Origin of the sequence: Paenarthrobacter sp. TAF1, from assembly GCF_052113825.1 — a bacterium.
Lineage (GTDB): Bacteria > Actinomycetota > Actinomycetes > Actinomycetales > Micrococcaceae > Arthrobacter > Arthrobacter nicotinovorans.
This window is the reverse complement of the sequence record NZ_JBFRDO010000028.1, coordinates 1-19283: the sequence shown is the minus strand read 5'-3', so window position 1 is coordinate 19283 and position 19283 is coordinate 1. Positions and strand designations below refer to the sequence as shown.

The 19283-nt window shown below is 63.7% G+C and carries 17 protein-coding genes; 8 read left to right on the top strand and 9 right to left on the bottom strand.

Annotation, left to right across the window (positions count from 1 at the left end; all coding sequences use genetic code 11):
• The first annotated feature begins 104 nt into the window (after positions 1-104).
• From AB4Y81_RS20420 to AB4Y81_RS20410, 3 genes are read left to right on the top strand one after another with little or no spacing between them, the layout of a single operon-like run.
• On the top strand, positions 105-1289 hold the full coding sequence (locus AB4Y81_RS20420; protein WP_441996757.1) for a GGDEF domain-containing protein: 1185 nt from the start codon (positions 105-107) through the stop codon (positions 1287-1289).
• Positions 1286-1789, top strand: a complete 504-nt coding sequence (locus AB4Y81_RS20415; RefSeq protein WP_018779995.1) for a hypothetical protein — start codon at positions 1286-1288, stop codon at positions 1787-1789. Before AB4Y81_RS20420 ends, AB4Y81_RS20415 begins: the two co-directional genes overlap by 4 nt.
• Positions 1786-3243, top strand: coding sequence for a putative bifunctional diguanylate cyclase/phosphodiesterase (locus tag AB4Y81_RS20410; RefSeq protein WP_441996755.1), 1458 nt, complete (start codon positions 1786-1788; stop codon positions 3241-3243). The genes AB4Y81_RS20415 and AB4Y81_RS20410 overlap by 4 nt, the downstream gene beginning before the upstream one ends.
• Before the next feature lie 26 nt (positions 3244-3269).
• On the opposite strand, the gene purL is transcribed toward AB4Y81_RS20410, so the two are convergent.
• The 3 genes from purL to purS are packed head-to-tail and all read right to left on the bottom strand — an operon-like array spanning position 3270 to position 6605.
• Positions 3270-5579, bottom strand: coding sequence for a phosphoribosylformylglycinamidine synthase subunit PurL (purL, locus tag AB4Y81_RS20405; protein WP_018779993.1), 2310 nt, complete (start codon positions 5577-5579; stop codon positions 3270-3272).
• A complete protein-coding gene (gene purQ / locus AB4Y81_RS20400; RefSeq protein WP_441996753.1) occupies positions 5576-6352 on the bottom strand; it encodes a phosphoribosylformylglycinamidine synthase subunit PurQ in 777 nt (258 codons plus the stop codon). The genes purL and purQ overlap by 4 nt, the downstream gene beginning before the upstream one ends.
• A 1-nt stretch (position 6353) precedes the next feature.
• Positions 6354-6605 (bottom strand): phosphoribosylformylglycinamidine synthase subunit PurS, encoded by a 252-nt coding sequence (purS, locus tag AB4Y81_RS20395; RefSeq protein WP_011773385.1) that lies wholly within the window; start codon positions 6603-6605, stop codon positions 6354-6356.
• Positions 6606-6930: 325 nt separating this feature from the next.
• On the opposite strand from purS, the gene AB4Y81_RS20390 reads away from it, so the two are divergent.
• Together AB4Y81_RS20390 and AB4Y81_RS20385 are read left to right on the top strand one after the other, a co-directional pair.
• Positions 6931-7113 (top strand): hypothetical protein, encoded by a 183-nt coding sequence (locus AB4Y81_RS20390; RefSeq protein WP_018779991.1) that lies wholly within the window; start codon positions 6931-6933, stop codon positions 7111-7113.
• A 127-nt stretch (positions 7114-7240) separates the two neighbouring features.
• On the top strand, positions 7241-7531 hold the full coding sequence (locus AB4Y81_RS20385) for a DUF1540 domain-containing protein (protein ID WP_018779990.1): 291 nt from the start codon (positions 7241-7243) through the stop codon (positions 7529-7531).
• 64 nt (positions 7532-7595) lie between these two features.
• On the opposite strand, the gene AB4Y81_RS20380 is transcribed toward AB4Y81_RS20385, so the two are convergent.
• Both AB4Y81_RS20380 and AB4Y81_RS20375 read right to left on the bottom strand, forming a co-directional pair.
• On the bottom strand, positions 7596-8576 hold the full coding sequence (locus AB4Y81_RS20380) for a manganese catalase family protein (protein ID WP_441996750.1): 981 nt from the start codon (positions 8574-8576) through the stop codon (positions 7596-7598).
• Between the two features lie 127 nt (positions 8577-8703).
• The gene (locus AB4Y81_RS20375) at positions 8704-9651 is read right to left on the bottom strand and encodes a phosphoglycerate dehydrogenase (protein WP_441996749.1); all 948 of its coding nucleotides are present in this window, start codon (positions 9649-9651) and stop codon (positions 8704-8706) included.
• A gap of 236 nt (positions 9652-9887) precedes the next feature.
• Here AB4Y81_RS20375 and AB4Y81_RS20370 point away from each other — a divergent pair, with 236 nt between their 5' ends.
• Together AB4Y81_RS20370 and AB4Y81_RS20365 are read left to right on the top strand one after the other, a co-directional pair.
• Complete coding sequence (locus AB4Y81_RS20370; RefSeq protein ID WP_441996747.1) at positions 9888-12836, top strand: exo-alpha-sialidase; 2949 nt, start codon at positions 9888-9890, stop codon at positions 12834-12836.
• A 258-nt stretch (positions 12837-13094) separates the two neighbouring features.
• Complete coding sequence (locus AB4Y81_RS20365; protein ID WP_441996745.1) at positions 13095-16271, top strand: S8 family serine peptidase; 3177 nt, start codon at positions 13095-13097, stop codon at positions 16269-16271.
• A gap of 66 nt (positions 16272-16337) precedes the next feature.
• Here AB4Y81_RS20365 and AB4Y81_RS20360 read toward each other — a convergent pair whose 3' ends face one another.
• Genes AB4Y81_RS20360 through AB4Y81_RS20345 form a run of 4 tightly spaced genes read right to left on the bottom strand, consistent with a single transcriptional unit; the run spans position 16338 to position 18748 of the window.
• Positions 16338-16751 carry a hypothetical protein gene (locus AB4Y81_RS20360; RefSeq protein ID WP_018779985.1) on the bottom strand — a complete coding sequence of 138 codons (414 nt, stop codon included), beginning with the start codon at positions 16749-16751 and terminating at the stop codon, positions 16338-16340.
• A 29-nt stretch (positions 16752-16780) separates the two neighbouring features.
• Positions 16781-17719 (bottom strand): 3-methyladenine DNA glycosylase, encoded by a 939-nt coding sequence (locus tag AB4Y81_RS20355; RefSeq protein ID WP_441996743.1) that lies wholly within the window; start codon positions 17717-17719, stop codon positions 16781-16783.
• On the bottom strand, positions 17706-18251 hold the full coding sequence (locus AB4Y81_RS20350) for an SSI family serine proteinase inhibitor (RefSeq protein ID WP_354628484.1): 546 nt from the start codon (positions 18249-18251) through the stop codon (positions 17706-17708). The genes AB4Y81_RS20355 and AB4Y81_RS20350 overlap by 14 nt, the downstream gene beginning before the upstream one ends.
• An 8-nt stretch (positions 18252-18259) precedes the next feature.
• A complete protein-coding gene (locus tag AB4Y81_RS20345; protein WP_018779982.1) occupies positions 18260-18748 on the bottom strand; it encodes a MarR family winged helix-turn-helix transcriptional regulator in 489 nt (162 codons plus the stop codon).
• A 114-nt stretch (positions 18749-18862) separates the two neighbouring features.
• Between AB4Y81_RS20345 and AB4Y81_RS20340 the strand changes: the two genes are divergently transcribed.
• Positions 18863-19087 carry a hypothetical protein gene (locus tag AB4Y81_RS20340; protein WP_018779981.1) on the top strand — a complete coding sequence of 75 codons (225 nt, stop codon included), beginning with the start codon at positions 18863-18865 and terminating at the stop codon, positions 19085-19087.
• Positions 19088-19283 lie beyond the last annotated feature (196 nt).

Here is a 19283-nt window from a genome sequence, read left to right as displayed (position 1 = left end):
CGTAACGCACCTGATCTTGAGCCAATCTTGAGCAAATGCCGCAGAGAGGTTGAGTAAGCACCGCCACACTGAATCCAAAGCCGCAGGATGACCAGCTGAGGGGGTTGGACACGGTGCTCGATCCGTTCTCTGTAAGAGTCGCCCTGGGCGTCGTCACAGTAACCCTCTTGGTGTTGTTCTGTACCTCCTTCCATCGCACCCGTTCGCCGTATGCCGGCTGGTGGAGCCTGGCCCTGCTGCAATTCATGGCCGGCAACACAGCCTTCCTGCCCAACGGGTCCCCGCATCAGCAATGGGCCAATCCGGTGGGAAACGTCCTGGTGGTGGCTGGAGCATTCAGCGTGTGGGCCGGAGCCCGCTCCTTGCGGGACCTCAAGACCGCACGCTGGCAACTTGCCGCAGGTCCTGTGGTCACTGCTGTTGCTTCTGTCCTCGAAAGCCCCGCCACCAATGTCTGGTCCGGGGGCTTCGTCTATCTGGCCATGATGGCCACCGGGATTGCCTTGGCCGCCCGGGATCTTTGGCTGATCAAAGCTTCCCATTCCCAGGTCCACAAGGCTTTGTCGCTGGCAGCAGGTCTCCTGGCCACGTACTACCTGGGCCGCTTTACCGTCTATGCACTGGAAGGGCCGGCAAGTGAGGCCTTCCGTATGTACTTCGGTCCCGGACCGTCGGGCCTGGTTTCGCTGGTGCTGCTGGTGACGGTGTCCTTCAGCATGACGGCCCTCACCAGCGACCAACTCATCAAGGGTTTGAAGGAGCGGGCGGCTCGCGACCACCTGACCGGCCTGCTGAACCGTGGAACGTTCCTCGAACTGGCCACCACCGAGCTCCACCGTTTGTACTCCACAGGATCCGGCGCTGCCGTGGTCCTGGCAGACCTGGATCACTTCAAGGCAGTCAACGACGAATACGGTCATGGCGCCGGGGATGAGGCCTTGAAGGCCTTCGCTGCGGCCTGCGCCGCGTCCGTGAGGTCCACGGACCTCATTGGACGCTACGGCGGGGAGGAGTTCATCCTTTTCCTGCCCGGGGCCACACAGGAGCGGGCCGAGAGCATCGCCGTCGAAATCAGCCGCCGGACCGCAGGCATGCGCACACCGGAAGGTATCCCGTTCCCCACCATCAGCTATGGAGTTACGTCCAGCATCTCTGCCGGAGCCGATCTGAACTTCATGATCGAGGTAGCTGACGCAGCGCTTTACAGTGCCAAGGCACAAGGAAGAAACCGGATTGTAGGAGCCGACCGCCTCGAGGCGGCCACTATTGCGGATGAGGCACGATCATGACGCTCAATGAACTGACCACCAGGATCCAGATCCAGCACAACCAGGAGTTGTCCGTCTTCAGGAAAGACATCACCAGTGCTCCCTACAAAGCCGGAACAGCCACATCCTTGAACGCGGACCGGCGCTCGGTGCGGATGGGTCCTGTCCAGTCCGTTGAGGACGGAAACGCCAACCTGACCATCGTGGCCGATGTTGAAGGCCTTGCCTGGTTCACTGCGGACAAGGGCCTCCTGGGAAGTTGCATCACAGTGTCCATCGCCGGCCACCGGCGGAACACCGGCACGCGCGTCCATCTCCCGCTCGCTGAATGCGATGCCTGGATCGAGGCCATCCTGGGCGGGTCATGGATCACAAACGTCTACCGCATGGGCAACAAGGCAAAGCCCGACGGCCGGCTGGATATCGCTTCCTATCGCTTGTTCCTGGACGAGCACCGCAACCCGGTTCCCAAGCCCCAGGCCGTAGCCGATATGACGCTGCGCAGCCTGGACGAATCGTGACCAGTACCAAGCCTCGCCGGCTGGTGTCCACTGATGATGACGACCCCCGAATACAAAGCCTGGAACGGCAGGTCCGGGCACTCATGCAAGAACTCCATGAGGTCCGGAATGAACGACGCCATGAGGCCCTTACCGACCCCCTGACAGGTGTCGGCAACCGGCTGGCCCTGGCCGATGCCTTCAAGGAAGCCGCGGCTGCCATGGCCAACAGCATCGCCCCGCCCGCGCTGCTCCTGTTGAACCTGGACGGATTCAAGACGTTGAAGAACTCTGCGGGCCATGCGGCAGCGGACCAGGTTCTGGTCACCGTTGCCATGCGCATCCGCTCGGCAGTCCGGGAGAACGACGTCGTCACTCGCCTGGGTGGCGACGAATTCGCTGTGTTGATGCCCGGCACCCCCAAGAACCGGGCTGCCGCCGTCGGGAACCGCATCCTGGCCGCGCTGGAACCCGGCATCGACCTCGGCAACAACAGTGTCCAGTGTGCTGCCAGCATGGGCCTGCGGATCGCCGAGCCGCACCACACCTTGGAGGACCTCCTCCAGGAAGCCGATTTCGCCCTGGAGGAATCCAAGAGCGAGGGCCGGAACAAGCTCAAGCTCTTCGATCCCGTGACCGTGCACTCCCGGCAACTCCAGCGGCAGATCGTGGGCGACTTGAGGGAGGGGATCCGCTCTGAGCAGCTGGTCCTCTATTACCAACCGATCGTTGACCTTGCCACGGGAACCATTGAGGGTTGCGAGGCCCTGGTCCGCTGGAACCATCCGATACACGGGCTCATCATGCCGGACCAGTTCATTCCCGTGGCAGAGGCCACCGGGTTGATTGCGGAACTGGGCAGGTGGGTCCTTCGGACAGCAATGCGCCAGCTGAGGCAGTGGCGGGATAATCCGGCGACGTCGGAGCCCGCCTTCTCCATGCGCATCAACGTCTCTGCCGCCGACCTTCAAAGCCTGGAATTCGTGGACGACGTCCGCGACGTTCTCCAAAAGGAAGGATTGTCCCCGGATTCGCTGGTCCTGGAACTTACCGAGAGCGCCATCATCCAGAACAACGAGCTGGACCGTTACACCCTGATGAGCTTGCACAGGCTGGGCGTAGGTCTGGAGATAGACGATTTCGGCGCCGGATATTCCTCGATGGGCTACCTGCGCAAACTCCCCGTGGATCGGGTGAAGGTCGACCGGCAGTTCGTGAAGGACCTGGAGAAGGACCCGTCCCAGCTGGAGTTTCTGGCGGCAATCCAGCAAGTCATCCGCTCGTGCGGGCTGGAAGGGGTCTGGGAAGGCATTGAGACAGCGCGGGAAGCGGAGTTGCTGCGGAGTATCGGCTGTACGAGCGGACAGGGGTATTTCTTCGGCAGGCCGTTGCCCGAAGCAGACTTCCTTGCCCGGTTAAAGGAAACGCGAGGTCACTTATGGCCCATCCCGGAGGGATTTACGGGCCATAAGTGACCTCGCGTCACTTCAGGCGGAGAGGATCAGCCGAAGTACTTCGGCAGGGTTCCTTCGTGGGCTTCGCGCAGGGCGTCCAGCGAGAGCTCATCCACGCCGTTGATCTCCAGCTTTCCACCGGCAGCGTCAACGACGCCGATCCGGAGGTGGGCGAAGCCACGGGCGGTGCACATGTCCTTGAAGCGGACTTCCTCGGAGCGCGGCACGGACACGATGGCCCGGGCCTGGGACTCGGAGAAGAGGGCCGTGAACAGGTCCACGCCGTCGCGCTCCATGAGTTCCTCAAGGGCGATGCGGGCGCCGACGCCGTAGCGCAGCGAGGACTCCACCAAAGCAGCCGCGAGGCCACCTTCGGAGAGGTCGTGTGCCGCGTCAACCATGCCGTCGCGTGAAGCGTTGATCAGGATTTCACCCAGTGCACGCTCAGCTGCGAGGTCAACCTTCGGCGGCAGGCCACCGAGATGTCCGCGCAGGTTGGACCATTCTGAACCATCCAGCTCAGCTGCGGTGGTACCCAGCAGGTAGATGGCCTGGCCATCTTCACGCCAGCCCGACGGCGTACGGCGGGCGACGTCGTCAAGCTTGCCCAGGACCGCCACAACGGGGGAGGGGTGGATAGGAGTGGTGCCGGTCTGGTTGTACAGCGAGACGTTGCCGCCGGTTACCGGGATGCCAAGTTCCATGCAGGCGTCCGAGAGGCCACGGATGGCCTCGGCGAGCTGCCACATGACATCCGGGTCCTCGGGGGAACCGAAGTTCAGGCAGTCGCTGACGGCCATCGGAACGGCGCCGGAGGTAGCGACATTGCGGTAGGCCTCAGCCAGTGCAAGCTGTGCGCCCTGGTACGGCTCAAGGTAGGTGTAGCGGCCGTTGGCGTCGGTGGCCAGGGCAACGCCCAGGCCGGTTTCCTCGTCAACACGGACTACTCCGGCGTCATCCGGGAACGCCATGGCGGTGTTGCCGCCAACGTAGCGGTCGTACTGCTTGGTGATCCAGGACTTGCTGCACATGTTGGGCGATGCCACCAGTTCGGTGACAGCCGCAGCCAGCTCGGTGGGAGCCGACGGGCGGCCGGCGTCCTCAACGGAACCGGTGAAGGAGTTTGCCTGGACGGAATCCTGCCACTCCGGACGGGCGAACGGACGGTCGTAGACCGGGCCGTCGTGCGCGACGGTGCGGGGATCGACGTCGACAATTACTTCGCCTTCCCAGGTGATGATGAGGCGGCCGGTGTCGGTGACTTCACCCAACCAGGAGTACTCCACGGCCCACTTGTCCATCACGGCTTCGAAGGCTTCGATGTTCTCCGGGGTAACGACGGCCATCATGCGTTCCTGCGACTCGGACATGAGGATCTCGCCGGGGGTCAGCGTGGGATCCCGCAGCAGGACCGAGGTCAGCTCGACCTCCATGCCGCCGTCGCCGTTGGAGGCGAGCTCGGACGTGGCGCAGGAAATGCCTGCAGCGCCGAGGTCCTGGATACCTTCAACCAGGGAGCCCTTGAAGAGCTCAAGGCAGCACTCGATGAGGACCTTCTCAGCGAACGGGTCGCCCACCTGGACGGCCGGGCGCTTGGAGGGCTTGGTGTCATCGAAGGATTCCGAGGCCAGCACCGAGGCGCCGCCAATGCCGTCGCCGCCGGTGCGGGCACCGAAGAGGACAACCTTGTTGCCCTTGCCGGAGGCGTTGGCCAAGCGGATATCCTCGTGGCGCATTACGCCCACGGCCAGCGCGTTCACCAGCGGGTTGCCCTGGTAGACGGAGTCGAAGACCATTTCGCCACCGATGTTCGGCAGGCCAAGGCAGTTGCCGTAGCCGCCGATGCCGGCAACGGCACCATGCATGACGCGTGCGGTGTCCGGGTGGTCGATGGCGCCGAAGCGCAACGGGTCCATCACGGCTACCGGGCGGGCGCCCATGGAAATGATGTCGCGGACGATGCCGCCGATGCCGGTAGCGGCACCCTGGTACGGCTCAACGAACGACGGCGAGTTGTGGGACTCGATCTTGAACGTTACGGCCCAGCCGTCGCCCAGGTTGGTGACGCCGGCGTTCTCGCCGATGCCCACCAGCATGTCCTTCTTCATTTCCTCGGTGACCTTCTCGCCGAACTGGCGGAGGTGGTTCTTGGAGGACTTGTAGGAGCAGTGCTCGCTCCACATGACGGAGTACATGGCCAGCTCGGCGCCGGTGGGGCGCCGGCCAAGGACCTTGACGATCTCGTCGAATTCGTTCTGCTTCAGGCCCAGCTCGGCCCACGGGAGTTCCGTGTCCGGGGTCTTGGCAGCGTGCTCAACGGTGTCGATGTTGAACTTCTTGGTGGTTTCCGTGGTCACTTGGCGCCTCCCACAATCTTGGTCAGTACGGAGGTGAAGAAGCCCAGGCCGTCGGTGTCGCGGGGTTCGCCGTTCAGCGACTCGGGGCCGAAGCCGGCTTCCACTGCGTGCTCGGGGTGGGGCATGAGGCCCACCACGTTGCCGGCTGCGTTGGAGATACCGGCGATGTCGCGGCGGGAGCCGTTCGGGTTGAAGCCCACGTAGCGGAACACCACGCGGCCCTCAGCCTCAAGGGCGTCCAGGGTCTTCTCGTCGGCGATGTACTGTCCGTCCTGGTTCTTCAACGGCACGATGATTTCCTGGCCATCGGTGTAGTCCACGGTCCAGGCTGTGTTGGCGTTTTCCACGCGCAGCGTCTGGTCGCGGCAGATGAACTTCAGGTGGTCGTTCTTGATCATGGAACCGGGCAGCAGGTGCGACTCGGTGAGGATCTGGAAGCCGTTGCAGATACCCAGGACCGGGAGCTTGGCGTCGGAGTTCGCAGCATCGATGATCTTGGACATCAGCGGTGCGAAACGCGAGATGGCGCCTGCACGGAGGTAGTCGCCGTAGGAGAATCCGCCGGGGATGATGACTGCGTCAACGTCGCCGAGTTCGGAGTCGGCATGCCAGAGCGGCACCGCTGTGCCACCTGCGAGACGCACTGCACGGGCGGCGTCGCGGTCGTCAAGGGTGCCGGGGAAGGTGACGACGCCGATCTTGGCACCAGCGAGGCCACGAGCACCATAAGCGTCGGCGGCGATAGCCTCGCCGATCAGGGGGAGTGAAGTCATATCAGGCCTCGACGACCTCGACGTTGACGACGTCCTCGATCACCGGGTTGGACAGGAGGGTCTCGGCAGCTTCGCGGGCCTGGGCCAGGATAGCGTCGGTCACCTCGCCGTCGACAGTCAGTTCAAAGCGCTTGCCCTGGCGGACTGCGCTGAAGCTGTTGAAGCCGAGGCGGGGCAGTGCACCCACGATGGCCTTCCCCTGGGGGTCCAGAATCTCGGGCTTGGGCATGACGTCAACGACGATCCGGGGCATCCGGTAACTCCTGTGCGTGAGTTGGGTGAACCTTAAATAAGGCTGCCGCGGAGATGCCGTCTCACGCCGTTCAGCCGCATTCAAACAGCGTTATGGACACAGGGTTAAACACGGTTGTGAACTGCATTGTTTGAACGGCATGGGGGCGCTCCGCGAGCTTGCACAACCATTCTACCGGGAGCGGCGCACATACCCTATTCAGCCCGATTCTGCGAGGACACCCCGCCGTCACGGCGGAAATCGTGCCAAGGGAACGTCCGACGGCGGCAGGTACGAGCGCCTGTCGGCGCTGGCCGCCGCGGCCCGGCGTCACTAGGATTGCCGCATGGCTGAAAAACCGAAATCGATGGTGCTGGGTGTTGTGGCCGCAGCCGTTTTTGCAGGTTTGGGCCGCATGGTCATCCAAAAGATCAGGGCTGACAAAGCTGCCCGCGACCACAGGGTGACAGCTCCCTTGGACGCGGAGACCCGGGCGAAAATCAGCGACGCCCTGCGCGGACCCCGGTAGGGAACCTGACATTAGCGCACGTACAAATGCGCTATTCAAAGGGGTTAAACGGCGTGATTCCGGCGTACTTTGGAGATACACGCGGGGGTTCACCCCCCTGGTAAAACAAAGATAACCAGGAGGACCAATGACCGATCACATTGCAGAAGTATCCGCCTGTAGCGTTGGCAGCTGCGGATTCAACCACGATGGCTGCACCGCTTTTGGAATCACCATCGGCGGAACCCAGGACCACGCTTCCTGCGCAACTTTCATTGACACCAATGCCATGGGCGGCCTGCCCAAGGTCCTGGCCCACGTCGGCGCCTGCCAGCGGTCCGAGTGCGTCCACAACAACAACCTCATGTGCGAGGCCCACGACGTCAAGGTCGGACCCGGCCGCGAAGCCGCCGATTGCCTTACCTACGAGCACGCCTGATTGCTGACTAAGCGAAAAGTGGGCCCACCTCCTGCGAGGTTGGGCCCACTTTCTTGCTGTCAGGCTACTTCTTGGCCGTCTTGGATTTGGCCGGGGTTGCCGCGGCTTCCTTGGGGCTGTCGGCGTCCTTCGTCTCCTGCTCGGCCGTTGCCTGGATCAAGGCCAGGAGTTCAGGATCGAGTCCGGGCGCAAACTCTTCCTTGCGTTCCGCCGACATGGTCATGGGGAAACCGTCCGGCATCTGCTCGGTGCTCAGTTCGGTGCCGTCGTTGGACGGTGACGCCCCACGGTAGAGCTTGCCTGCTTCGCTGAGGTTGTCAGCGCTGAAGGTGTACTGAACGCTCTGGAGTCCCAGGTCCAGGAGCTTCTTCACTTCCGGGAACTGCTCGGCGTTGGTCTTGGGGATCGGGAGGACCTTGCCCCAGTTCACGCCCAGGCTTTCCAGGGCCTTTGCGTAAGCATTCTCGTGGGCCTGGTCGCGGACAATCAGGTAGGCGATGGTGGAGCGTGCCGTCTTGTTTTCCGTCATCTCGTAGATGCGGCATTTCTGGAGCCGCCCCGTGGATTCGAGCATCAGGTTGTAGAGCAGGTCCAGGACGAGGTTCCCGCTGTTGTAGACGTAGGAACCGCTCCAAGGGTTGCCTGCCGCATCCACGGGCAACGCACCCTGGGCGCCCACCAGGTAGTGGTGGATATTGCTGGTGTCCAGGGCGATCTTCAGGGGAGTGGCACCGCCGGCGCCTGGCTCGTCCACCGGATCCGACTTCTTGCCCTGGTAGCGGGGTGACCCATCAAGGAGTTGGGAAATGGTGGTTCCGATGAGTTCCACGTGGCTGATCTCTTCGGTACCGATGCCCTGGAGGAGGTCCTTGTAGGGCTTGGAGGCTGGATCGCCGCGGAAGTTCATGCTTTGGAAGAGGTACTGCATCATGGTCCGCATTTCGCCGAACTGTCCGCCCAGGCCTTCCTGGAGGGCGTTGGCTGCAGCGGGATCAGGCTCGTCGGCAGCGATTTCATTGATGAGGAGTTGGGTGTGCAGGTACATGCGTTTCCTCACGTTGCCTCATGCTATGCGTGGGATGGGAACCCTCTGCTGGCCACCCCGGACCCACCTAACATAAGCATGCTTACTATTTCCGCGCAAGGAATTTCGCAAGTAAGTGGAGATTCGTTCAGCCCGCCACTTGATTGGTGAGCGGCTTGCCTTCCTTGAGGGCGGAAATGTTGGCCAGGACCAGCTTCGCCGAACCCTTGGGGCGGTTGCCCGCGACGTGGGGCGTGATGATCAGGTTGGGAGCCGACCACAATTCCGAATAGGCCGGCAGTGGTTCCACCTTGGTCACATCCAGTGCTGCTGCACGCAGGCGGCCCCCCTTCAGCGCTGCCAGCAGCGCGTCCTCATCCACCGTCGCGCCGCGGCCCACGTTGACGAACACAGCGGTCGCCGGCAAATGACGCAGGACCTCGTCATTGAGGGCGTCGGCGGTTTCCGGGGTCGCGGGCAATATTGAAATCAGCACGTCCGTGGTGCCCAGGACCTCCGGGAACCCATCCGCGGCCACCACTGGGAAGCCATAGCGCTCGCCGGCGGAACTTGCGACGCCGGTGACCTCCGCGCCCAGCGCGGCCAGCAGGGGAGCAAGCCGCCCCGCGATGGAACCGAACCCCCAAATGGTGACCTTGGCGCCGTCGAGCGTGTAGAGCTGTTCGGTGCCGGGGTTGGACTGCTCGGCGTTGTACGGCTGGTTCCAGGTAGCGGCTTTTTGCGATTCCAGGAGGACATCCAGGCGCCGCACGGCAGCCAGGACCAGCGCCAGCGCGTGTTCAGCGACCGGGCCGTCGTGGAGTGAGCGTCCGGACGTGATGGCTGTGGTGTCCCCGAATCCAGCGGCGAGTACGGAGTCGGGTCCGGCTGCGAGCGTCTGGACCAGCTTGAGTGAGGTCATTTCCTTGGCGGCATCGGCGAGGTTCTCCGAGGTGTTCCGCCATGCCACCAGAACCTCTGCGTCGCGGTGCTCGCCGGGGATGGGCTTGTCCACTGCGTAGACCACGATCTCGTCCCCGGAGGTCGCGGGATCGGAAAGGTCCAGTTCGATGGTGTCCGGGACGAGGATTTTCACGGCAACTCCAAGGTTTACGGGCGTCGGGCAGTTTGCACTCGAGGCTACCGCTTTATCCCGCCGTGCATCTGCTCCTGCTCCATCTCTGGCAATGTGACGGCCAGCACTCTATGGTTGTAGGACGTTCGACGTAGCACGTAACACGAACGCCCATCACGAGGTAGCACTACACGCAAATCCCTGAACCAACCACGCGTGAAGTGCCAACCCGGAGCCGATTCGAAAGGACACTGGATTTGAAATCCATACCCCCTGCACCATCGCTCGCCCGCGTCGCGGCTGCCGGCACCCTAAGCCTGGGCCTGCTGGCCGGGCTCGGCCTTCCGGCCACCGCCGCCCCCATCCCGCCCAGCAACCCCTCTGCATCCCCCGGCACCTTCACCGAGGCCAACATCGCCGCTGACCGCACGGCTGCCAACTTCTTCTACCGGATCCCCGCCCTGACCTACCTGGGCAACAATGTGGTGTTGGCAGCCTGGGACGGACGTCCCGGCTCAGCGGCCGACGCGCCCAACCCCAACTCGATAGTCCAGCGCCGCAGCACTGATGGCGGCCAGACCTGGGGGCCGGTGCAGGTCATCGCTGCGGGTCACGTGGCTGACGCCGGCGGACCCAAATACGGTTACAGCGACCCCTCCTACATCTACGACGCGGAAGCAGGCAAGGTCTTCGCTTTCTTCGTCTACTCCAAGGACCAAGGCTTCGGCGGCAGCCAGTTCGGCAACGACGACGCCGACAGGGCAGTGATCTCCTCGGCAGTCATCGAGTCCTCCGACGGTGGAATCACCTGGAGCCAGCCCCGGCTCATCACCAACGTGACCAAGCCCGGGACCAGCAAGACCAGCCCGGCGGCCGGGGACGTCCGCTCGAACTTTGCCTCCTCCGGCGAAGGCATCCAGCTCAAGTACGGCCAATACAAGGGCCGGCTCATCCAGCAGTACGCCGGCGATGTGCGCCAGGCCGACGGCACCAACAAGATCCAGGCCTACAGCGTCTATTCGGACGATCACGGCGCCACCTGGCACAAGGGTGCCAGCGTCGGTGACCGGATGGACGAAAACAAGACCGTTGAACTCTCCGACGGCCGTGTCCTCCTGAATTCCCGGGACAACGCCAACCAGGGCTACCGCAAGGTGGCCGTTTCCACTGACGGTGGCGCCACGTACGGTCCGGTCACGCAGGACACGGAGCTTCCGGATCCCGCCAACAACGGAGCCATCGCGCGCATGTTCCCGAACGCCGCGCAGGGCTCGGCCGATGCCAGGAAGCTCATCTTCACCAACGCCAACTCCAAGACCGGCCGCGAAAATGTCTCCGCCCGTGTCTCCTGCGACGACGGGGCTACGTGGCCGGGCGTCCGCACCATCCGCTCCGGGTTCTCCGCGTACTCAACTGTGACCCGGCTGGAGGATGGCAAGTTCGGCGTGCTCTATGAGGGCAACTACACGGACAACATGCCGTTCGCCAAGTTCGACGACGCCTGGTTGAACTACGTTTGCGCACCGTTGTCCGTGCCGGCCGTCACCGCTGCTCCCGGAGCTACGCAGCAAGTGCCGGTAACCGTGACAAACCAGGAAGCCACCACGCTCACTGGCGCCAACGCCACTGTTTACACACCCAGCGGCTGGTCGGCCACCACAGTGCCGGTTCCCGATGTCGCGCCGGGAGCCTCGGTCACCGTCAACGTGGCCCTCACCGCACCGGCAAACGCCAGCGGGCCGCAGAACCTCAACGCGGCCTTCACGACGGCGGATGGCCGGGTTTCGCAGTTCACCTTCAACGCCACCGTGCCGGTGGCGCCCCAGGTTGGCCTCACCATCACCGGTTCTGCACCCGCACGCGATGTCGTGGCCAGCCCCTACCAGGTGGGCGAAGTCCTCAGCTACTCGTTCAATGTCAGGAGCACGGCCAACGTCACGGCCAACTCCGTACCGGTCTCGGGAACCTTCGACTCCGGCTTCCTGCCGCCCTCGGCTCCCAACTGCCGGTTCAACAACCTGGCCGCAGGCGCCGCGTACAACTGCACCACTGCCAAGCATGTGATCACGGCTGCGGACGTCCAGCGTGGCTACTTCCTTCCGGAGGCGGGCTTCACCATCACTGCCAGCGCGACGCCGTCGCTCAGCAAAACGGTGCAGTTCACTGGTGCTGCGGTCGCGTTGCGCGACGGTCTGCTGACGGCCGACATCAGCGGCGCGCGTGCCGACGTCGGACGTGACCTCGCAACCCGGCCCTACGCCGCAGGTGAGCTGGTCCCGTACACGTTCACGGTGAAGAACACGAGCCCGTTGGTGGAGAAAACAGTCCCCACCGCCGGCAACTTCAGCCCGTTCCTTCCCGAGGGTCCGGGGAACTGCCGTTACAGCGTGTTGCCGGCGGGGCAGAGTTACGAGTGCACCACCCCGCGGCACACGGTGACTGCCGCCGAAGCCGAGCAGGGCTTCTTCGTCCCGGACACCACCTGGGAGGTCAGCGCTGCCGGCCAAAGCACCAAGACCATTACGGTGAACGGCGGCGAGGTGGACCTCAAAGTACGCGAACCGAAGCTTGCGGCAACGGTTTCCGCTGAATGGCGGGACGCTGACGGAGATCGTTTCGCCAGCCCCGGTGATCCCGTGACCTACACGTACACGGTGGGCAACGCGGGCAATGTTGCGGTAACCGGGTTGGAGGCCCCCGACGCCGGTATTTCCGCAGCCGCGCTTGCTGAGGGCGCCACGGTGACGTCCACCCGGGAGCATGTCCTGACAGCTGCGGACGTGGCCGCCGGAAGCCTTGCGGCAGTGGGTTTCGGGGCGACGGCCCGCAATGGTGCGACGGAGGTGGCTGCCGCTGCGGAAGCGGATCCGCTGGTACTGACTGTCCAGCCGGCCAAGCCGGACAGCGTGCCCGCGCTGACAGTCCAGGATTTCGATGGCCGGACACCGCCCTTTGACCTGGGCACGACGGACAAGTACCGGACCGGACAGAAGGTAGAGCTCAAGGGTCTTGAATACGGTCAGTGGTACTACGTCTATCTCAACAAGACGATGTACCGTCTCGGCTGGATCTTCCTCACCACCGACAACACCGTGGAGTTCATCCTGCCTTCTGATGTCAAGAACGGCCGCGACGACGTCGTGGTCCTGGACAAGGATGGCGTGCAGGTTTCGTTTGACCGGCTCCAGGTGACACCCAAGGGCTAGTCGTTTACGGCTGGCTGCACACGACGGACCGCAGGGTTGTTCCCTGCGGTCCGTCGCGCTTTCCATGACGAATCGCGTCCATTGTGACAAGACAAATTCGCTGAAATGTGCTGTATGTCATATTCGGCTCTCAGTAGATACTCTATGACTCGGCTGGTTGTGCGGCTTTGACAAGAACTGTCAAAGGTTCAACCATCTGAAAGTTGACAGGCCTTGGCGATGGAGCCCGGGCCTCCTCAGTGAAAGGTGCAACCACTCGTGAAATCACAAGGAAAGAGCTTCGTCAGAAGCGGGGGACTCCGGAAGGCCGCGGTGCTTGCCGTCGGCCTGCCGTTGCTGCTCTCGTCCATGGCGATGCCGGCCCAGGCCGCCCCTGCCCCGGAGGCGCCCGGAAATGTTGCAGGCGTGGCCAAGAAGAACCTTGACCCCGGTTCCTACAAGGACGGCCGCTACATGGTGGTCCTTGCCGAAAAGCCTGCGGCAACCTACGACGGCGGCACGGCAGGGCTCGCGCCTACCAAACCGGAGGAAGGCAAAAAGCTCGACGCCGACAGTGCCGAGGTGAAGGAATACCAGCAGCACCTGCAGCAGAAGCAGCAGGAAGTTGCCCGGCAGGAAAACGTCACCATCAAGCGCGAGTTCACCACCGCCGTCAACGGCTTCAGCGCCAACCTGACCGCGGACCAGGCCATCAACCTTGCCAAGGATCCCAAAGTCCTGATGGTCGCACCGGACACGCAATACGCTCCGGACTACTCCACCACCGACTTCCTGAAGCTCAGCGGCCCCAACGGCACCTGGGCCACCCAGTATGGCGGGCAGGAGAATGCCGGCAAGGGCACGGTCGTGGGCGTCATCGACACCGGCTACACCCCTTCAAACCCGTTCTTCGCCGGTGAGCCCGTGGGTCCGCTGGTCGGCAACCCCCAGGTTGGCGTTCCCTACCGCACTGCGGACGGCAAGATCGCCATGCTCAAGGCCGACGGCGACACTTTCGTCGGCGAATGCCAGCCGGGCACCGGGACGGGCGCCGACTACGACGGCAGCGCCTGCAACTCCAAGGTCCTCAGCACCCACTACTTCGCAGACGCCTTCCTTGAAACAGTTCCCCCGGAAAACCGGGCTCCCGAAGAAGTCATTTCAGCGGTGGACGTGGACAGCCACGGCACCCACACGGCCAGCACGGCAGCAGGCAATGGCAACGTTGACGCCGTCGTGGATGGCAGGAGCTTCGGAACCACCAGCGGCATTGCACCGGCCGCCAAGCTCTCCATCTACAAAGTCTGCTGGGAAGACACCGATCCCGCCACCGGTGGCTGCTACGGCTCCGCTTCCGTGGATGCGATCGAGCAGGCCATCCTGGACGGCGTGGACGTACTGAACTACTCCATTTCCGGTTCCACCACTTCCACCACGGATCCGGTGTCGCTGGCATTCCTGTCCGCAGCGTCAGCCGGCATCTTCGTCGCCACCTCGGCCGGCAACTCCGGACCAACCGCCAGCACTGTCAATCACGGAGCTCCCTGGCTGACCACCGTTGCTGCGACGTCCTTCTCCCAGGAACTCCAGGGCACAGTTGAATTCTCCGACGGCAGCAAGTTCCGCGGAGCGAGCATCATGAACCGCGAGGTGAGCGGGGCCGGCGTCGTGCTGTCCACCAACGCCGCAAGCGGCCAAGGTAACGCAGCGCTGTGTGCTCCCGGGTCCCTGGACCCGGCAAAGGTTGCCGGCAAGGTTGTTGTTTGTGACCGTGGCGTGGTTGACCGCACCGCCAAGAGCGCTGAAGTCCTGCGCGGCGGTGGCGTTGGCATGATCCTCGTCAACCTGACGGACTCGTCGCTGGATACTGACAAGCACGTCATTCCCACCGTGCACGTGAACCCGCCCGCCACGCAGACCATCAAGGACAAGGTCACGGCGAACCCGGCCATCACTGTGTCCCTGTTGAACCGCGACACCACGGGACTGCCGGCCGAAGCACAGCCGCAGATCGCCGGGTTCTCCTCGCGCGGGCCGCTGCTTGCCACTGACTCGGACCTGCTGAAGCCGGATGTTTCGGCACCCGGTGTCGCCATCCTCGCGGGTGTATCCCCGATCGGAACCGGCGGCGACAACTTCGGCTTCCTGTCCGGAACGTCCATGGCTTCACCGCACGTGGCCGGTTTCGGCGCATTGATCCTCGGCAAGAACCCGCAGTGGTCTCCGGCTACGGTGAAGTCCGCCATGATGACCACCGCTGGTCCGGTCAAGCTGGCCAACGGCGCCGTCAACAAGGACGTCTTCGCCACCGGCGCCGGACAGGTTGACCCGGCAAAGGTCCTCAACCCTGGCCTGGTCTACGACGCCACCACCGAGGACTACCTGAAGTTCATCCAGGGCACCGGGATGGACCTGGGCATGGAAGGGCTCGGCACCACGGCCGCGCGCGACATGAACGTTCCCTCCTTCGCGCTGGGCAACCTGGCCGGCAAGATCGAAGTCACGCGTACGCTGACTGCGCTGACGCCGGGCACCTACCGGGCCACGGCCAACGTTCCGGGCGTCAACGTCAAGGTGACACCGTCCGTGCTGACCTTCGGTGCGCCCGGTGAAAAGAAGACCTTCAAGGTCCAGTTTGAGAACAAGAACGCCGAACTGGGCAAGTTCGCCATGGGTTCGCTCAACTGGCAGGGTGCCAACAAGACCGTCACCTCGCCGATCGCTGTCCGTCCGCAGTCCGTCATCGCGGACAAGGCCCTGGCCTTCACCGGCACGGGCCCCAACGGCTCGGGCACCATCAACATCACCTCCGGCACCAACCTGCCGGTGGGTGTGGCCATTGATGGCCTGTCCAAGGCTGATTCTTCGGCTATCGAGCTGGTTCCCGGCCCGTTTGCCGGCCAAACCAACGCATCCAACTTCGTGAAGAAGGTGACCGTTGGTGAGGGCAGTGCCCTGGCCAAGTTCTCGGTGATCTCCTCCAATGAGGCCGCCGACTTCGACATGCTGGTCCTGACTCCGTCCGGTCAGCAGCTGCCGGCCGCAACGGCATCCGCCAGCGAAACCCTGTCCGTTCCCAACCCGGCCCCGGGCGACTACTTTGTCTACGCCAACCTCTACGCCAGCCCCAACAACCAGCCCACCAAGGCAACCGTTGATGCTGCAGTGCTGGGGGCCAACCAGGGCAACGCCACCGTGACGCCGAATCCGATCCGACTCGCCAACGGCAAGACGGGCCAGATTTCGCTGAACTGGAAGAACCTGGAACCGGGTTCCTACATCGGCCGCCTGACCTTCGCAGGAACCAGCGAGCCGAGCTTCGTCACGGTCCTGGTCAACCCCGGCGGAGCTGTTGTGGTTCCGGATGAGGAAGACCCCAAGAAGGACAAGAAGGACAAGAAGCCGCGGGGCAAGATCCGCGGCGATGAGCCGACACAGAGCAACAACGCCGGCTAAAACTCTGCGGGACACGCAAATGGGCTGAGGACATCCGAATCCGGGCGTCCCCAGCCCATTTGCGTGTCATGAGCCGGAAGTTGCGCCTCCGGTATTGCCCAGCAACGCCGCCATGGTCTTCCACCGGGCGATCTCGCAACCATCCGTCCTGCTGAAATGGCTATGGACTTTACGCCCACGGAACCATCCCCGGACTTCGGCTACCTGAGGGCCCCCGTACTGTTGCGTGCAGATCCGGTCCGGCCGCGGCTGCGGGAAGAAGATCTCCTCCCCGAACTGCTCGACGGCGGCAAGCGCGGCCGTCGCATCCGGCAGGTTTGAGTCGACCGAGTCCGGGTCGGGGGAGAGGACACCCCCTGCCGACCGGAGGTGGAACACCCGGCTGTCAGCGCCCGGTGACTCTGTCAGCGTGACAGTGAGGTCGACGTCGTTTTCGCTTGCGTTTGCGTCGGTGGTGTCGCTGTTGCTTGGGGAAACCATGGTGACCTTTCGCTGGTGGCGTCGGGTGCTCAGGCGGCCGCGCCGCTCAGCTCGTCCAAGAGCGGGCTTACGGCCTGAAGCACGCGGGCCCGCAGCTCCTGGGATTCGGCTGCGAAAGCCCGCTGGTATTCAACGTACTCGGCCTTGCCCTGCGGTGTCTCAATCCTGATGGGCGGGTAGCCCCATTCTTCGAGATCGTACGGAGAGGCCTGCATGTCCATGGCCCGGATCCGCCACGACAACTCAAAGCAGTCCATCACCAGCCCGCTTGGCAACGCAGGCGTCAGTTTGTAGGCCCACTTGTACAGGTCCATGTTGGCGTGCAGGCAGCCCGGTTGCTCCATGGTCCGCTGGTTTTCGCGGGTTGGCGTGAGCTCATTAAGGGGCAAGGCGTCGGGGGTGTAGAAGCGGAAGGCATCGAAGTGGGAGCAGCGGATCCGGTTCTCTTCCACCACGGTGTCAGTACCCTCGCCGCCCAACCTGAGCTTGAGGTATTCGTGGCGCAGCTCGAACTTTTCCTGCCGGTACACCATGGCCCACTCGTGCAGGCCGAAGCAGCCGAACTGGGCCGGACGTTTCGCGGTCCCGGAGAGGATGATGCCCGCGAAGCGGACGGCCTCGGCGCGGTCGGCCAGGAAGCCGGCCCGGTCAAAGGCGACCGCCGGTGTACCGGAGGGCAGCCCCAGCGAGGCGAGTTCGCCGTCGTCGGGTGTCCTGTAGAACTTCCACGCGCTGCGCTCCAAGGCCCGCTCACCGCTGAGGACTACGGCATCCCCGGGGTGCCAGCGAAGCAACTGGCCCGGCTTCTGGGTGTAGTAGGTGAAGAGGAAGTCCTCCACGGGGTGCTTCTTCCCGGCCGAACGCCGGGCCAAGTACGGGTCCGCATAGCGTGCGACCCGAGTGTGATGGGCAGCCTCCAGCCCAAGCCATTCCTCTTGGGGGAGGTGTCGCAGCCTAGAAACCGCCATCTGATCCGAGGACGCTCTTGGCGACGTCCCACATACCGATCTGGCAGCCGTCGGTGCGGTTGAAGGCCGCGACTACTTCCTTGCCGTCCACGGCGCCGGTCACCTTGGCGGTTGCGGGGCCGCCGTACTGCATGGTGCAGGCCCGGTCGGCCCGGGGCGGAGCCGGGCTGAGCATGGAGGGGTTGTTCTTGATCGCGGCGCATGCTTCGGCGGCCGACGGGTGGTTGCTCTCCGCAGCGGGAGTTCCGCCCGTGCAGACAAGGGTGAAGGTCTTGGGCGCGGCCTCGGGGGTTTCCAGGAGTGTGATGCTCAGTTCAGCGTCGCCGCGTCCGGCCGTTGCCGATTGGCTGCCGCCCGCCGTCGGGGTGCTGCTGGTGGAGGGGCTGCCGGGTGCCGTGCTGCTGCTTGAAGGGCCCGACGTCGGCGCCTGGGTTGGGCTGCCTGAGGAACCTGGTGAGGGGGCACCGGAGCATGCGGCGAGGCTTGCGACAGCAAGTACTGCCAGTAACGGGCGGACACTTCGCATGCTCATGGGATCTCCTAGGTTGCCTCCATTTTACGTGGCTCGTCGGCGGTGCGCTGAGTGGCAGCAATCAGGCCGGTCATCGCTTGGTGGAGTTCGGCTACTTCTTCGCGGCTGAGGTGCAGGCGATTGCGGATTTCGCCGGGCACAGCCGTGGCCTGTGCGCGGAGGGCCGCTCCCTTGTCAGTGAGGGTGATGGCCAGTGCGCGCTCATTACCGGGCACGCGCTCGCGGGTGATGAGCTGTGCTTCTTCCAGGCGTTTCAGCAAAGGGGAGAGGGTGGCGGGATCGTGGAGCAGGCTGTCGCTGATGTCCTTCAACGTCCTCGGGCTGCGTTCCCACAGTGCCAACATCACCAAGTACTGGGGGTGGGTCAGGCCGAGCTTTTCAAGAACGGGCTTGTAGACACCCACAACGCTGCGCGAGGCTACGGTGAGGGCAAAGCACAGTTGGCGCTCCAGAAGGAGGTCATCGGTTTCCTGGCTGGTATCGCTGATGGTCGTCATGGCTTCCTCCTGCTTGCTGCACTGACGAGGCTACACCGAACCAATTAGTTAGTGTACTAATAATTAGCGTACTATGAACGTATAGAGTCGTCGAACACTGAGGAGTCGATCCGCGTGGCAAAGGAATCCTTCACCCGGAAATTCATGCGCGCAACCGGAAAGTTTCGCGTGATTTTTGGTCCGGCACACAGCAGCTCCCTGGATCACGAAATGACGGAAGCCAACCGGAAGCTGCTCGCCCAGCGCCAAGCGGAGACCCAGCAGTGGGAAACCCTCCGCCGTCCGGATGGGAGTACCTACGTGGTTCCCCGCAATCCGGACGACAAGTCCCTGCGCTAAACCCCTTCTCCTCTCGCCGAGGTGGCACTTAATGACAATGCCGGGCAGGCGTCTTCAGGTGGCTAGTGCAACACCCCTGTAGTTGGAGGGGTGTCATGGTCAAGAAGTTGCCGTGGTCGGTTCGTGCGTGTGCGTATGAGCACTTGCTGGCGGGTGAGGACACGGGACGAAGTGCTGCCGCGGCTGGGGTGTCCCG

Bases quoted from the DNA above. Each gene is read 5' to 3' on its own strand.
- purQ (WP_441996753.1), bottom strand. From the start codon at position 6,352: ATGACTTCACTCCCCCTGATCGGCGAGGCTATCGCCGCCGACGCTTAT.
- AB4Y81_RS20345 (WP_018779982.1), bottom strand. From the start codon at position 18,748: ATGACGACCATCAGCGATACCAGCCAGGAAACCGATGACCTCCTTCTG.
- AB4Y81_RS20355 (WP_441996743.1), bottom strand. From the start codon at position 17,719: ATGGCGGTTTCTAGGCTGCGACACCTCCCCCAAGAGGAATGGCTTGGG.
- AB4Y81_RS20380 (WP_441996750.1), bottom strand. From the start codon at position 8,576: ATGTACCTGCACACCCAACTCCTCATCAATGAAATCGCTGCCGACGAG.
- AB4Y81_RS20390 (WP_018779991.1), top strand. From the start codon at position 6,931: ATGGCTGAAAAACCGAAATCGATGGTGCTGGGTGTTGTGGCCGCAGCC.
- purS (WP_011773385.1), bottom strand. From the start codon at position 6,605: ATGCCCCGGATCGTCGTTGACGTCATGCCCAAGCCCGAGATTCTGGAC.
- AB4Y81_RS20385 (WP_018779990.1), top strand. From the start codon at position 7,241: ATGACCGATCACATTGCAGAAGTATCCGCCTGTAGCGTTGGCAGCTGC.
- AB4Y81_RS20360 (WP_018779985.1), bottom strand. From the start codon at position 16,751: ATGGTTTCCCCAAGCAACAGCGACACCACCGACGCAAACGCAAGCGAA.
- AB4Y81_RS20415 (WP_018779995.1), top strand. From the start codon at position 1,286: ATGACGCTCAATGAACTGACCACCAGGATCCAGATCCAGCACAACCAG.
- AB4Y81_RS20350 (WP_354628484.1), bottom strand. From the start codon at position 18,251: ATGAGCATGCGAAGTGTCCGCCCGTTACTGGCAGTACTTGCTGTCGCA.